14 protein-coding genes are annotated in these 13,827 nt (G+C 37.1%); 7 read left to right on the forward strand and 7 right to left on the reverse strand.

Annotation, left to right across the window (positions count from 1 at the left end; genetic code table 11):
• Nucleotides 1-91 precede the first annotated feature (91 nt).
• On the reverse strand, nt 92-1,780 hold the full coding sequence (locus tag ACR1PO_RS20150; protein ID WP_433987956.1) for a M23 family metallopeptidase: 1,689 nt from the start codon (nt 1,778-1,780) through the stop codon (nt 92-94).
• 375 nt (nt 1,781-2,155) lie between these two features.
• Between ACR1PO_RS20150 and ileS the strand changes: the two genes are divergently transcribed.
• The 7 genes from ileS to trpS all read left to right on the forward strand — a co-directional run bounded on the left by ileS (nt 2,156) and on the right by trpS (nt 9,119).
• Nucleotides 2,156-5,551: an isoleucine--tRNA ligase gene (gene ileS, locus ACR1PO_RS20155; protein ID WP_433987957.1), complete on the forward strand. Its 3,396-nt coding sequence runs from the start codon at nt 2,156-2,158 to the stop codon at nt 5,549-5,551.
• Nucleotides 5,552-5,609: 58 nt separating this feature from the next.
• Nucleotides 5,610-5,990 (forward strand): TraR/DksA family transcriptional regulator, encoded by a 381-nt coding sequence (locus ACR1PO_RS20160; RefSeq protein ID WP_002983772.1) that lies wholly within the window; start codon nt 5,610-5,612, stop codon nt 5,988-5,990.
• A 78-nt stretch (nt 5,991-6,068) separates the two neighbouring features.
• The gene (locus ACR1PO_RS20165; protein ID WP_433987958.1) at nt 6,069-6,314 is read left to right on the forward strand and encodes a DUF6576 domain-containing protein; all 246 of its coding nucleotides are present in this window, start codon (nt 6,069-6,071) and stop codon (nt 6,312-6,314) included.
• A gap of 16 nt (nt 6,315-6,330) precedes the next feature.
• A complete protein-coding gene (locus tag ACR1PO_RS20170) occupies nt 6,331-6,525 on the forward strand; it encodes a DUF2683 family protein (RefSeq protein ID WP_002983775.1) in 195 nt (64 codons plus the stop codon).
• Nucleotides 6,525-7,163 carry a lipoprotein signal peptidase gene (locus ACR1PO_RS20175; RefSeq protein ID WP_002983777.1) on the forward strand — a complete coding sequence of 213 codons (639 nt, stop codon included), beginning with the start codon at nt 6,525-6,527 and terminating at the stop codon, nt 7,161-7,163. The genes ACR1PO_RS20170 and ACR1PO_RS20175 overlap by 1 nt, the downstream gene beginning before the upstream one ends.
• Before the next feature lie 16 nt (nt 7,164-7,179).
• A complete protein-coding gene (locus ACR1PO_RS20180; protein WP_433987959.1) occupies nt 7,180-7,824 on the forward strand; it encodes a SanA/YdcF family protein in 645 nt (214 codons plus the stop codon).
• 326 nt (nt 7,825-8,150) lie between these two features.
• Complete coding sequence (gene trpS / locus ACR1PO_RS20185) at nt 8,151-9,119, forward strand: tryptophan--tRNA ligase (protein ID WP_433987960.1); 969 nt, start codon at nt 8,151-8,153, stop codon at nt 9,117-9,119.
• Between the two features lie 47 nt (nt 9,120-9,166).
• Here the strand turns inward: trpS and ACR1PO_RS20190 are convergent, their stop codons facing one another.
• The 6 genes from ACR1PO_RS20190 to ACR1PO_RS20215 all read right to left on the reverse strand — a co-directional run bounded on the left by ACR1PO_RS20190 (nt 9,167) and on the right by ACR1PO_RS20215 (nt 13,668).
• Nucleotides 9,167-10,462, reverse strand: a complete 1,296-nt coding sequence (locus tag ACR1PO_RS20190; RefSeq protein ID WP_433987961.1) for a sensor histidine kinase — start codon at nt 10,460-10,462, stop codon at nt 9,167-9,169.
• Nucleotides 10,462-11,133: a response regulator transcription factor gene (locus ACR1PO_RS20195; RefSeq protein WP_433987962.1), complete on the reverse strand. Its 672-nt coding sequence runs from the start codon at nt 11,131-11,133 to the stop codon at nt 10,462-10,464. Before ACR1PO_RS20195 ends, ACR1PO_RS20190 begins: the two co-directional genes overlap by 1 nt.
• Nucleotides 11,134-11,255: 122 nt before the next feature.
• Complete coding sequence (locus ACR1PO_RS20200) at nt 11,256-11,471, reverse strand: PepSY-like domain-containing protein (protein ID WP_433987963.1); 216 nt, start codon at nt 11,469-11,471, stop codon at nt 11,256-11,258.
• 25 nt (nt 11,472-11,496) lie between these two features.
• Nucleotides 11,497-11,946: a PepSY-like domain-containing protein gene (locus ACR1PO_RS20205; RefSeq protein WP_433987964.1), complete on the reverse strand. Its 450-nt coding sequence runs from the start codon at nt 11,944-11,946 to the stop codon at nt 11,497-11,499.
• Nucleotides 11,947-12,177: 231 nt separating this feature from the next.
• A complete protein-coding gene (locus ACR1PO_RS20210; RefSeq protein ID WP_433987965.1) occupies nt 12,178-12,873 on the reverse strand; it encodes a YjjG family noncanonical pyrimidine nucleotidase in 696 nt (231 codons plus the stop codon).
• A gap of 204 nt (nt 12,874-13,077) precedes the next feature.
• A complete protein-coding gene (locus tag ACR1PO_RS20215) occupies nt 13,078-13,668 on the reverse strand; it encodes an RNA polymerase sigma factor (RefSeq protein ID WP_002983793.1) in 591 nt (196 codons plus the stop codon).
• Nucleotides 13,669-13,827: the final 159 nt, after the last annotated feature.

Raw genomic sequence — 13,827 nt, forward strand, 5'->3', positions numbered from 1 at the left:
GATTTTAATTTTTAAAAAGCAAATTTATTTAAAATTACATGATTGTAAGATGTATTCATGTAAAATGTATTCAAGATTTCTACCATAGCTTTTATCTCCGGAAGGCAAAGGTCTGTATGTTTGTATTTCCAGCAGTATTGATGGTGGTTACTTTTAAAGTATGAGAACCGGACCCTTTTGGACATTTTTCATCAAAGACATACACAAAATCATCTTTTACACGGGCAAATCTCAGCCATATTCCGTCCAGTTCAGCCCGGAATGAAACAATATCTCCCACTTTTGCGGTTCCCTTTAGTCTCAAAGAGCTGCTGCTGATCAAAGCACCCTCATTCCAACCTGGCGAAACGGATGGCAAAGTATTATCAATCACCAACTGCGCTGTACCCAATCTGTTGAACTGTCCTTCTGCCCGGTCAGCATTCCATTTTGCTTTTACGAAATCTTTATCACTCCCGTAATCAAGAATAATAACAGCTTTGTCTTTTTCTGTATTGGATAATTTTCTGTTGGGATTTATTTTCAAAATATATTCATCATGAACCGGAATATATGGATTATGTAAAACAATACTGTTCGAAGCCGCATCCGGATGAGCGGATGTTTTTTCATAGGCATTGAAATTTACAGCATCATAGAACGCATTTTTACTGAAAATGATTTCTGCATTTTCGGTTGTAAGCATTTTTCCTTCATTAGGCACAACTGTTTTACCTGAAGATGCAATTCCTGTTCGTGCATTGCTCAACTGGACTTTGGTGGCTAGCCTGCTGGTATTACCTTTTACATCCTTTACAACAATTTCGATATTGTGAACATCTTCATCCTGAAGATTGATAATTCCTGAAAGATCAGACACACTATAATTTTGCAGTTTCATCCCCGGCAAAGCAGACAAATGCTGAATCCCCATTTTGTCTCTGATGAATTTCGTATAATCGATACAACCGTTGATATATCGGGTATCATCATAATGTACTTTATCAATTTTAAAACTGTACATCAGCTTACCATCCATCAATAGTTCTGCATTATAAATCCCAAGATTAAATCCCTGATTGGCTTTATCCACAGCCTTAATTCCGAAACTTATCTTCGGTGAACTGACTCTTATAACATCTGCAGTGTAAATACCCCCTACTTTTTTCACTGCAATTCCGTTCGCTCCTGGCTCATATGTACTGAATCTGCGGTCATACCAATACAATCCACTGATAATGGGAGCTACAGAATCCGGAATATTAAATCCAAACAATAAAGGGTTAAGACATTCTTCCGTTTTGGTATCTCTTATTTCGAAATGCAGGTGCGGACCAGCAGATCCTCCGGTATTTCCACTCAATGCAATCTGTTGTCCTTTTTCTACCGGAAACTGTCCGGGCTGAAAAGTAATATCCTGTTCCCACTTTTCGTCTTTGTACTGCTTTTCCTTTACAAATTCATCGAGCTTACCAAAGTATTTATTCAGGTGAGCATATACTGTGGTATAACCGTTGGGATGAGTGATGTATATTGCATTACCGAAACCATATCTTTCTACCTTTATCCTGCTTACATAGCCTTCTGCCGCAGCTAGAACCGGTAAATTTTCCTGACTGTTGGTTCTTAAGTCCAGCCCCATATGAAAATGGTTCGTCCTGATAGCACCAAAATTAGCCGCCAACTGCATGGGAATATTCAGCGGGTTACGGAAATAGTTTTGAGGGTAATTATTCTGGGCGTTTATGATGATTGTACAGATAAAACAGATAGCAGCCATCAGTTTGGAAAAGATTTTCATACAGCATTTGGGTTTATAGGTCTACTTAAATGTACAAAATTCCGGCCAATAAGAGGTTGCTGCACCAGCATTCTTAAGATCTTTGTGAACTTTGCGCAATCATTAGGCTTTGGCTAAAGCCGTTGGATTTGCCTTTTATTATTTAAGCGGGCTAAAGCCCGCTCCTATTGAATACATTACGCTAAATTTTATATAAAAAACACCCAGAAAAATTCACATATTCACCATTCACCATTCACTTTTACCTTACATTTTATTTATATTTCTGAAATTGAACTTTTTAATAGATGATATCAAAATAAAACATATATTATAAACCGACAAATTTTAGTAAATTTGCAGACTTAATTAATCAACGATATTGAGATATTTACAATGAGCCAATTTAAAGAATACAAAAACCTCAACCTTATTGACGTAGCAGAGAATGTAGCGGAATTTTGGAAACAAAATAAAACTTTCAATAAGAGTGTTGAGATTCGTCAGGGAAATCCTGAGTTTGTTTTTTATGAAGGTCCGCCTTCAGCAAACGGTATGCCCGGAATTCACCACGTAATGGCAAGAGCATTGAAAGATATTTTCTGCCGTTACCAGACCCAAAACGGGAAACAGGTTTTCCGTAAAGCAGGCTGGGATACGCATGGTCTTCCTGTGGAACTGGGTGTAGAAAAAGAATTAGGAATCACGAAAGAAGATATTGGCAAAAAAATCTCTATTGAAGACTATAACAAAGCTTGTCGTGAAGCCGTAATGCGTTATACCGATGTCTGGAATAACCTTACGGAAAAAATCGGATATTGGGTAGACCTTGATGATCCGTACATCACGTACAAGTCAAAATATATGGAAACGGTTTGGTGGCTGTTGAAGCAATTGTATGATAAAAACTTATTGTACAAAGGTTACACGATCCAGCCTTACTCTCCAAAAGCGGGAACAGGACTTTCTTCTCACGAGCTTAACCAGCCTGGGACATATCGTGATGTTTCGGACACAACGGTTGTGGCTCAGTTTAAAGTGAAAAAAGACTCTTCAGCATTGTTCAACGATGTTGACGGGGATGTTCATATCCTTGCATGGACGACAACTCCGTGGACACTTCCATCCAATACTGCTCTTACTGTAGGAAGAGATATTGAATATGTTTTGGTTAAAACCTTCAATCAATATACATTTGAACCTGTAACTGTAGTTTTATCAAGCGTTCTTTTACCTAAAGTCTTCGGTAAAAAATATGCAGAAGGTACAGATGAGGATTTTGCCAACTATACTCCGGAAACCAAAGTAATTCCTTTCAGAATATTAAAAGAATTTACAGGGGAAAAACTTGTTGATACGAGATATGAGCAGTTAGTTCCTTGGTTTACACCTAATGACAATCCTGAGAATGCATTCAGAGTAATCTTAGGGGATTTCGTAACGACAGAGGACGGTACCGGTATCGTACACACAGCGCCTACTTTTGGTGCGGATGATGCGAGAGTTGCTAAAATGGCTCAGCCTGAGATTCCTCCCATGTTGGTAAAAGATGAAAATGACAACCTTGTACCATTGGTAGATTTACAGGGTAGATTCATCAAAGGGGAAAATGTTCCAGAGGTGTTTTCAGGAAAATATATCAAAAACGAATATTACGATGAAGGAACAGCGCCTGAGAAATCATGGGATGTGGAACTTGCGATCCTGTTGAAAACGGAGAACAAGGCCTTCAAAGTAGAAAAATATGTCCACTCTTATCCACACTGCTGGAGAACAGATAAACCGGTATTGTACTATCCGCTGGATTCATGGTTTGTGAAAATGACCGCTGTAAAAGACAGACTGGTTAACCTGAACAAAGAAATCAACTGGAAACCCAAAGCTACCGGAGAAGGACGTTTTGCCAACTGGCTGGAAAATGTAAACGACTGGAACTTATCCCGTTCAAGATATTGGGGTATCCCGTTACCGATCTGGAGAACAGATGATCTGAAAGAAGAAAAAATCATAGGTTCTGTAGAAGAACTTTATAACGAAATCGAGAAATCAATTGCAGCAGGACTGATGGCCGAAAACCCGTTCAAAGGTTTCATCATCGGAAATATGGCAGAGTCTAACTATGAGCTTGTAGATCTTCACAAAAACGTGGTTGACAAAGTGGTATTGGTTTCTGACTCAGGAAAAGCAATGAAGCGTGAAAGCGACCTGATCGACGTTTGGTTCGATTCAGGGTCTATGCCTTATGCACAGTTGCATTATCCTTTTGAAAACAAAGAATTAATTGACAATAATAAAGCATTCCCGGCTGACTTCATTGCGGAAGGTGTTGACCAGACCCGTGGATGGTTCTATACGCTTCACGCGATCGGAACTGCAGTGTTTGATTCAGTTGCTTACAAAAATGTAATGAGTAACGGTCTTGTTCTGGATAAGAACGGGCAAAAGATGTCAAAACGTTTAGGAAATGCTGTAGATCCATTCGAAACACTTGCAGTTTACGGACCGGATGCTACCCGTTGGTATATGATCTCCAATGCCAACCCTTGGGAAAACCTGAAGTTTGATATTGAAGGAATCGATGAAGTAAGAAGAAAGTTCTTTGGAACCCTTTACAATACGTATTCATTCTTTGCTCTGTATGCAAATGTTGACGGATTCAATTATTCGGAAAAAGAAGTGGAAAACCGTCCTGAAATCGACAGATGGATCCTTTCTGAGCTGAACCTTCTGATCAAGGAAGTAAAAGCATTCTATGAAGACTATGAACCGACAAGAGTAGCAAGAGCAATCAGCACTTTTGTGAATGACAACCTGAGTAACTGGTACGTAAGACTGTGCAGAAGACGTTTCTGGAAAGGAGAATATTCTGATGACAAAATCTCTGCTTATCAGACTTTATACACTTGTCTTGAAACAGTAGCCAAGCTTTCCGCTCCTATTGCTCCGTTCTTTATGGATCAATTGTATCAGGACCTGAATAAAGTAACAGGAAAAGAAAACTGTGAATCTGTACACCTTACAGATTTTCCGGTAGCTGATGAAAGCTTAATCGATCAGGATCTGGTTGAAAAAACACATCTGGCTCAGAACATTACAAGCATGGTCTTCTCTCTGAGAAAGAAAGAGAATGTAAAAGTTCGTCAGCCGCTACAGAAAGTATTGGTTCCTGTATTGGATTCTAAAACAGAAGAACAGATTCTAGCTGTTGCAGACCTGATCAAGCAGGAAGTGAACGTAAAAGAATTACAGTTAATCAATGCGGAAGAAGCATCGCATTTAATTGTTAAACAGATAAAACCCAACTTCAAAGCGCTTGGTCCTAAATTAGGAAAAGACATGAAGCTGGTAGGTGCAGAGATTGCTAATCTTAGTGCAGAACAGATTGCCGTTCTTGAAAAGGAAGGAAAAACAGATGTTCAGGGATATGAAATTACCCTTGATGATGTAGAGATTTCTACCAAAGATATCCCGGGATGGACAGTAACTTCTGACGGAAAAACAACTGTGGCATTAGATTTGACGTTAACCGATGAGTTAAAATCTGAAGGAATCGCAAGAGAGTTCATCAACAGAATTCAAAACCTGCGAAAAGACAAAGACTTTGAACTGACAGACAAAATTTCAATTGCATTGGAAGAAAGCTCTCCTTTCTTGAATGATATTAAGAAAAATGAGGAATATATTTCTTCTGAAGTCTTGTCAAATAAAATAGAAATTGTATCTTCACTTTCAAATTTTAACGAAATCGAAATAGATGAGGTTAATTTTAAGATAAATATTGAAAAAAATTAACATGTAGTTATTGTATTTCAAATTCCATTTCATAATTTTATTAAAAAAGAGAAAGAATATGTCAGACGAAAGAGTTAGATACAGCGATGCTGATTTACAGGAATTTAAAGCGATCATTAAAGAAAAAATAGAAAAAGCAGAAAAAGATCTTCAGCTTATCCGAGAAAGTTTCATCAACGACCAGAATAACGGAACGGATGATACGTCTCCTACTTTCAAGGCTTTTGAAGAAGGAGCAGAAACGTTAAGCAAAGAGCAGAATTCTATTTTGGCAGGAAGACAGGAAAAATTCGTGCGTGACCTTAAAAATGCTTTGATCAGAATCGAAAACAAAACGTACGGTGTTTGCAGAGTGACAGGAAAATTGATTCCTAAGGAAAGACTTCTGGCTGTTCCTCATGCTACGCTGAGCATCGAAGCGAAAAATATGCAGAAATAGCCGTAAGGTTTGTAAAATAATATTGGGTTTATATTGTATTCAAGGATACTTTATAAACCTAATTTTTAATGTATACCCATGAGCGAATTATTAATTTTGGGCGTTATCATCGCAGCAGTATTGTTGTTTGTCAACAGGACATGGATCAAAAACAGATTTTTTCCTGATCCGCAGAAAAACTATACTATTGATGACAAATTCAATGCTGATAAACGTGAACGGGAGAAAGAAATCGACAGACTTCTGAGCAAAATGGGCAAAAACGGAGTGAATGATCTCTCTGAAAAAGACAGAAAGAGACTCGATGAGCTGTCTAAAATGTAACAATTAAATAAAAGAAATGGAATCTATCATAGTACATCCTAAAAATTCTATGGAACTGAGTGCACTGAAAAGTGTTCTGAAGGAAATGGGCATTAAATTTGAAAAAGCTCACGTTAAAAGCTCGTTTAACGGACAGAAAGTAGTCAAGAAAGCAAGCGACAACAAAAATGTAAAGCCGGCAGCAAAGCCTTCAAAACCTAAAGGACAGTAATGAAAAAGATTTTAGCGATAACCTTTTTAGTGTTGTTAATTGACCAGGCTTCAAAAATTTATATTAAAACTCATTTTGGGCTAGGTGACAGTGTTTCTGTTTTTCCGGGTTTCAAACTTACTTTTGTTGAGAATCCAGGAATGGCTTACGGATTTCATTTCGGAGGTATTATCGGAAAATATTTTCTTGTTATCCTAAGAATTTTCCTGATCGGAGGAATGCTGTATATGTTTAAAAAATGGTTAAAAGAAGGAGCATCCAACTACCTTCTGATTCCAATGGCCATCATTTTTGCAGGGGCTATCGGAAACCTTATTGACGGAATGTTTTACGGAATGATCTTCGACAGCGGAAGTATCTATGATGCAAGTGTTGACAGATGGCTTGATTACGGTGGAGTTTCTAAACTTGTTCCTTTTGGACATGGATATTCTTCGTTTATGAAAGGATGTGTAGTAGATATGCTGCACTTCCCGCTGGTAGACTGGTATGTTCCTGAAAGCTGGCCTTTGATAGGCGGAAAACACATTGAGTTCTTCAAGTATATTTTCAATGTTGCCGATTCTGCGATTACCGTGGGAGCAGCATTCTTATTGATATTCAGAAAAAAAGCTTTCCCGAACGGTCTGGAGTTTTAAAATGACATATTTTCGGATGAAAAAAATAATCAAAAATATTTTTAAAATTTTCCTGCTTCTTCTGGTTGCAGGAATTATTTTTATTGCCTGGGCAAATTACAGCATTAAAAAAGACAGCGAATCCTTCATTTCTTATAATATTGCTGATCTGCCTGAAGCAAAAACAGGTTTATTGCTGGGAACCGGGAAACTCCTGAACAACGGACAGCCAAATGCTTATTTCTACAACAGAATAAAAGCTGCAGGTGATGTATACAAAAGCGGAAAAATACAATACATTATTGTCAGTGGTGATAACAGTACCAAGGATTATAATGAACCTGAAGATATGCAGCTTGCCTTGATACAGGAAGGAGTTCCAAAGGATAAAATTATTTTGGACCATGCGGGATTCAGGACACTGGATTCTGTAGTAAGAGCCAAGGATATTTTCAGCCAGACCAGACTCATCATCATTTCTCAGAAGTTCCATAATGAAAGAGCCGTTTTTCTGGCCAGAAAAAATGGGATGGAAGCCTTTGGGTACAATGCAGCTGATGTAAATAAATATGCAGGGTTAAAGACTAATATGAGAGAGTATGCAGCCAAAGCTAAGGCCTATTGGGATCTGCTTTTCGGAGTAGAACCGAAATTCGGAGGGGAGAAGATTATGATTCCTTGATTTTTTCCCACAGATTGCAGAAATCGTCACAGATGATTGAGAAAAGAGAGATGATTATTCCGGATGGATAGATTTTGGCTAAAGGCAATGGATGGATGTTGAATTGTAAGCTGGCCGGGCTGAGCCCACCCCTATTGAATTTTAATAACAACATCTTTTATCTTTTATCTTTTATCTTTTATCTTTTATCTTTTATCTTTTATCTTTTATCTTTTATCTTTTATCTTTTATCTTTTATCTTTTATCTTTTATCTTTTATCTTCGTTATTCCCGGCAAACCTCGTAAATTTGCTATTCATTAATTTTTAAATATAAATTGTAAACAAATGTCAAGAATTCTTACCGGCATTCAAGCCACCGGAACACCCCATCTTGGAAATTTATTAGGGGCTATTATTCCTGCGATCGAACTATCCAAGCAGGAAGGAAATGAATCATTTTTATTTATTGCGAATCTTCACACACTTACACAGATTAAGGATGCGCAGACTTTAAGACAAAATACCTACGAGATTGCTGCGGCTTGGCTTGCTTGTGGGCTGGATACTGAAAAAACATATTTCTACAGACAAAGCGATATCGCTGAAACCTGTGAACTTTCTTGGCATTTATCATGTTTTTTTCCTTATCAAAGATTAACATTGGCCCATTCATTCAAGGATAAGGCAGACAGGCTTCAGGATGTGAATGCAGGTTTGTTTACTTACCCTATTCTGATGGCTGCGGATATTTTGCTGTATGATGCAGAGATTGTTCCTGTTGGAAAAGACCAGCTTCAGCACCTGGAGTTCGCCAGAGATGTCGCGTCAAGATTCAACAATCAGATGGGTGAAGTTCTTGTATTGCCACAGTCTGAACTTCAGGAAGACACCAAATATGTTCCCGGGACAGACGGTCAGAAAATGTCAAAATCCAGAGGAAATATCATCAATATTTTCTTACCGGAAAAGGAACTTAAAAAACAGGTGATGAGCATTGAAACGGATTCAAAAGCTTTAGAAGACCCTAAAGATCCTGAAACGGATAAAGTTTTTGCTATTTACCAGCTGATTGCTACTCCTGAACAAACCGAGGAATTAAGAGCCAAATATCTTGCCGGAAACTTCGGATACGGACATGCTAAAAAGGAATTGCTGGATCTGATTCTGGTACGTTTTGAGAAGGAAAGAGAAACGTTCAATTATTATATGAATAATCTTGATGAGCTTGAAGCAAAGCTTCAGCAGGGCGCTGAGAAAACCAGACCTATTGCTCTGGAAACCCTTAAAAGAGTAAGAACAAGCTTAGGATTTTAATGCTAAGTTTTTTATCATAAGAAAGCCTTTCGTTTTGAAAGGCTTTTCTATATAATATAGCTGCTGTTATTTTTAGTGAGAATAAAGTAATGCATATGATCTGCATATTCATACTTAATTTCCCATCCCGGATACTGCCTGATAATAGTTTTAACGATAGACAGCCCCAATCCGGTAGAAGTATGATCTGACCCCTGCTTATAGAACCTGTTAAATATCCTTGCCGAATCCAGCGGCACAGAGCTTCCGCTGTTTTGAAATGTTATTCTGTTATTTTCAACGATAATATTTAGGGTTCCTTCTTCATTATTGTATTTGACTGCATTCTTAAGAAGATTAGACAACAGAATATCCGCCAGATCCTGATTGAAACCGGCTATAAATTTTCCTTTTTCAATAATACTGACCTCTACTTTTTTAAAAGCAATAAAATCTTCATAATTCTGAACCAGCCGGGTAATCATTCCGTTAAAATCAACGTCTGAAGTTTTGTTAAACTGGCTGTTTTCAATTTTGGAAAGCATTAATAATGATTTGTTTAAGCCTACCATTCTTCGCAGATCATTCTTAACTTCGGTAAGAAAGGCCAGATTTTTTTTATCAAGGTCATCATTCTGAATCAGAAGATCAATCTTATTAATCACGATAGCCAAAGGAGTCTGAAGTTCATGAGACGCATTTTCAATAAATTGTTTCTGCTGATAGAAAACAAGCTCATTACGTTCAACCATTTCATTGATTTCCTTATTTAATTCTTCAAACTCGGTGATTTTGTAACTGTACTTTTCCCGGGAAAAAGGAATCCCAAACTGATATTTTTTAAGCTTATCCAGAATCTGATAGAAAGGCCCCATCGCCTTATTCAGCAGATATCCATTGACTACCACAATACTTATCACCAAAAGGATATAAAGTACGATTAAAGCAGTAGTAAGATCGTATATCAATTCGTCTTCCTCCACCGTTGAAGTTCTTATAACAAGCCGCTGATGACCTTTGAACTGATCGATAAAGTCTGCTTCCAGAACCCTGTAAGGCTGGTCTTTATCATCATACTCCATGTAGTACATCTTGTTGTAAAGCCTGCTTTTGTTTTGATATTCTTCAGCTTTAATCGGATTGATTTTAAATTCATTGAATCCAAATTCGTTATTCTTCAACAGCTGCGGATTAAGATAAACAGCTTTGATAATCTGTATTTTCCGGTCCCTTAAACCATCATCTACATTGTCATGCACTTCATCCAGGATATACGCATAAAAAAGACCTGCCCATACGGCTATAATCAGCAGCAGGATCATGATCAGGTATTTTATGGTGTAATATTTTAATGAGGTCTTCATCAGATCAATTTATATCCTATTCCGTATACAGCCTGGAAATCCGCTTCTGCATGTAGGGTTTTCAATTTTTTACGAAGATTTTTAATCTGGGAATAAATGAAATCCAGACTGTCTGCCTGATCGATATAATCTCCCCAAATGGCTTCAGCCAATGTTGTTTTCTGTAAAGTTTTCTGCGGATGAATCACAAAGTAATACAAAAGATCATATTCTTTACGGTTGAGGGCAAGCTCTTCATTCCCTACTTTCACAATTCTGTTCTCCGGATCAATGCTTATATTTTTGTAGCGGATGATATTTTCTCCGTCCTGATTTTTTCTTCTGATCACGGATTTGATTCTCGCCATGAGCTCTGCAAGGTGAAAAGGCTTTGCCAGATAATCATCAGCTCCTATTTCCAATCCTGCCACCTTATCATCCACAGAGTCTTTGGCAGAAAGGATGATCACCGGATCTTTCTTATGCATTTTCTTGATCTCCTTCAACAGATCTATCCCATTTCCGTCAGGCAGCATAATATCGAGTAAAATACAGTCATATTCGTAAGAAATAATTTTTTCCAGCCCGCCACTGTAATTCTCTGCGTATTCCACAATGAAATGCTCTGCTTCCAGAAATTTCTGTACGGTATCTTTCAGTTCGGGTTCATCTTCTATTATTAAAATCTTCATATTTCTGGATCTATTTACTCTGCTGCATGGTTAACTTATATCAAATATAGGAAATTAAAAGCTGGAAGATTGAAGTGAGAAGCCGGAAGTTATTCAGGCTCCATCAATCTATGCAGTTTCATTTAACTTCCGGATTCCTTACTTAACAAAGCGCCGTCTGCATCAAAGACAAGACACAGACCATTCATCAAATGAATTTTGTAAGCATTGTATTTTTTTTCAATAGAATCAATGATGCTGCAGGGATGATTCCTTGTCATAAATGAAACTATATTCTTTCTGATCTGAGCAGAAGAAATCTTTCTTCCGTTATTGTTTATTATATTCCAGTTGACCATAATATTAAAATTTAGTGTGTTAGTGTTAATCATCAATTTTTTTGAAGTTCCCGTTCCTGTCGAACTCAAGCTCAAGCCCGTTGGACAGTTCGGCTTTATAAGACCATCTTTTCTTTTCTATTTTGGTGATGTAAGTATTCGGAAAGTTCTTCGTACTGTAATTTCTGATTGATACAGGAATAAAACCATATGGAATTTTCTGGTGCTTGCCATCTACTTCTTTCCAGTTTCCGCTGCCGTCGAACTCCATTTTCATTCCATTGGTCAGATATACTTTGTATTCATCCACTCCATAGATCTCCCTGTCTTCTATGGCTGAGTTTACAGGTATGCCTTTGAAATGGGCAGCAAGAAAGTTTTTTGCTGTTTTTGGCAATTGGTTGGGAGAGATTGCTCTATCCTGTGCAGCAATAAAACTTCCCATCAATAAAAACATGATCATCAATACCCCTGTGATTTTCTTTACATTTTCCATACTATTACATTTTTGTTGTTATTCTGGAGCAAAGTTCATCATCAATTTGGGAAAGAATTGGGAAAATTATTCCGATAAAAAAATAAATAATTTGATGATTAAGTTTAACTTCAGATTTTCACGGATGATCACAGATGGTTGGATTGATTCTTAGAGAACATTCAAAAACAAAAAAGCCACTAAGATGATCTTAATGGCTTTTTATACTGTAGACTTTTATTGTCTTACCCTTTATAAGTATTCCTTAATCTGCTGAAGGTGGGTGATGGCTTTTAATCCTTCTTTCTGCTTATCTTCTTTATATACATCGAAAAAAATAGCGTCCATCCCGAAATCTGTAGCACCCATTGCATCTGCAATCCAGTCGTCACCGATCAGGATACTTTCCTCTTTTCTTGCTTCAGAAAGTCCCAGCGAATATTCAAAAATCCTTGGATTAGGTTTTCTTACCCCTACAGAATCTGCACTGGTAATTGTTTTGAAATAAGGGGCGATTCCGGAAAGGGTACATTTCCTTTCCGTCACCTCCTGAAATCCGTTGGAAATGATGTGTAATGTATAATTCTTGGCTTTCAGATATTCCAGAACATCTTCTGCTCCATCTACCAGTTCATTATAACTCACAATATTATCAAGGAAGTTTTCTTCAAAATAAAGGGCAAGCTCTTTATTATCTATTCCGAAATGTTTAAATGAATCATAAAAACGGTGTTCTCTCAAATACTCTTTGCCAATAATCCCGTCTCTGATCTTCTCCCATAATTCTTCGTTGATATCATGATAAACAGAATGAAATTCTTCAAAGTCAATATGATACTTCGAATTGATTTCCTGTTTTTCAAAAAGGTCTTTGATGGTAAGATAGGCATTTCTGCGATGATCCCAGAGCGTATTGTCCAGGTCAAAAAAAACGTGCTGCATTTTCATACAGCACAAAGTTAGTAATTTTAATTTTTCGAGACAGGGTAATTCTTGCTCTTGCTTTTGACAATTTCAAGGCTTTTAGAAAAGTTGAGCAAAAAATCGATTGTTTGTTTCTTAGGTTTCAAAGTTTTCACTTTTAAAGAATCATTTTTTTTCATAGGCGAAGTATGTTTTTCTTTAAAACGTGAATTTATTTGAAATATTATTCTACCTGGTCAATATTATATTATTTTCATCCATGATTTTTCTCAGGTTTATCAAAGCATATCTTACTCTGCCTAAAGTTGTATTAATGCTCATCTCCGTATGGTCTGCAATTTCTTTGAAACTCAAACCATCAAAAAACCTCAGTTTGATTACCTCCTGCTGGTTTTGGGGCAGAAACTGTAACATCTTCAGAAGGTCCTCCTGAATCTGGTTGGTCACAAGCTGATCTTCAATATTCTCTGAAGGTTCTCTGATTAAATCAAAGATAGAATACTCATCTGTTTCAAAAGTAGTTTCTGAAACTTTGATATTCTTGGCTTTTGACCTGAAATGATCGATGATTAAATTGTGGGAAATTCTTTTCGCCCAAAGAATAAATTTACCTTCTTCGTTATAGCGCCCTTCTTTTAGCATCACAATAATCTTCATGAATGTATCCTGAAAGATATCATTGGCTAAATCTTCATCATTAATTTTGTAAAAAATGAATGTAAACAGCTCTCTCTGATGTCGGTGAATGAGGGTTGATAATGCGCCCTCGTCTCCTTTTTGGTAAAGGGAAATTAGTAAACTATCCGATTTTGATTTCATAACTCTTCTCAATATAAATAATTCGCAGACAGGCATTCCTCCAGATATTTCATCTGGCCTTTGCTGTATCAACAAAACAGTTCTAGAGTAGAGTCTATTCTATAGGCGGTACAAATTATTATGATGTAAATATAATAATTTTTTAATAACTGTTAACCT

The sequence above is a fragment of the Chryseobacterium amylolyticum genome, from assembly GCF_051011775.1.
GTDB lineage: Bacteria > Bacteroidota > Bacteroidia > Flavobacteriales > Weeksellaceae > Chryseobacterium.

Bases quoted from the DNA above. Each gene is read 5' to 3' on its own strand.
- ACR1PO_RS20150 (WP_433987956.1), bottom strand. From the start codon at position 1,780: ATGAAAATCTTTTCCAAACTGATGGCTGCTATCTGTTTTATCTGTACA.
- ileS (WP_433987957.1), top strand. From the start codon at position 2,156: ATGAGCCAATTTAAAGAATACAAAAACCTCAACCTTATTGACGTAGCA.
- ACR1PO_RS20160 (WP_002983772.1), top strand. From the start codon at position 5,610: ATGTCAGACGAAAGAGTTAGATACAGCGATGCTGATTTACAGGAATTT.
- ACR1PO_RS20165 (WP_433987958.1), top strand. From the start codon at position 6,069: ATGAGCGAATTATTAATTTTGGGCGTTATCATCGCAGCAGTATTGTTG.
- ACR1PO_RS20170 (WP_002983775.1), top strand. From the start codon at position 6,331: ATGGAATCTATCATAGTACATCCTAAAAATTCTATGGAACTGAGTGCA.
- ACR1PO_RS20175 (WP_002983777.1), top strand. From the start codon at position 6,525: ATGAAAAAGATTTTAGCGATAACCTTTTTAGTGTTGTTAATTGACCAG.
- ACR1PO_RS20180 (WP_433987959.1), top strand. From the start codon at position 7,180: ATGAAAAAAATAATCAAAAATATTTTTAAAATTTTCCTGCTTCTTCTG.
- trpS (WP_433987960.1), top strand. From the start codon at position 8,151: ATGTCAAGAATTCTTACCGGCATTCAAGCCACCGGAACACCCCATCTT.
- ACR1PO_RS20190 (WP_433987961.1), bottom strand. From the start codon at position 10,462: ATGAAGACCTCATTAAAATATTACACCATAAAATACCTGATCATGATC.
- ACR1PO_RS20195 (WP_433987962.1), bottom strand. From the start codon at position 11,133: ATGAAGATTTTAATAATAGAAGATGAACCCGAACTGAAAGATACCGTA.
- ACR1PO_RS20200 (WP_433987963.1), bottom strand. From the start codon at position 11,471: ATGGTCAACTGGAATATAATAAACAATAACGGAAGAAAGATTTCTTCT.
- ACR1PO_RS20205 (WP_433987964.1), bottom strand. From the start codon at position 11,946: ATGGAAAATGTAAAGAAAATCACAGGGGTATTGATGATCATGTTTTTA.
- ACR1PO_RS20210 (WP_433987965.1), bottom strand. From the start codon at position 12,873: ATGAAAATGCAGCACGTTTTTTTTGACCTGGACAATACGCTCTGGGAT.
- ACR1PO_RS20215 (WP_002983793.1), bottom strand. From the start codon at position 13,668: ATGAAATCAAAATCGGATAGTTTACTAATTTCCCTTTACCAAAAAGGA.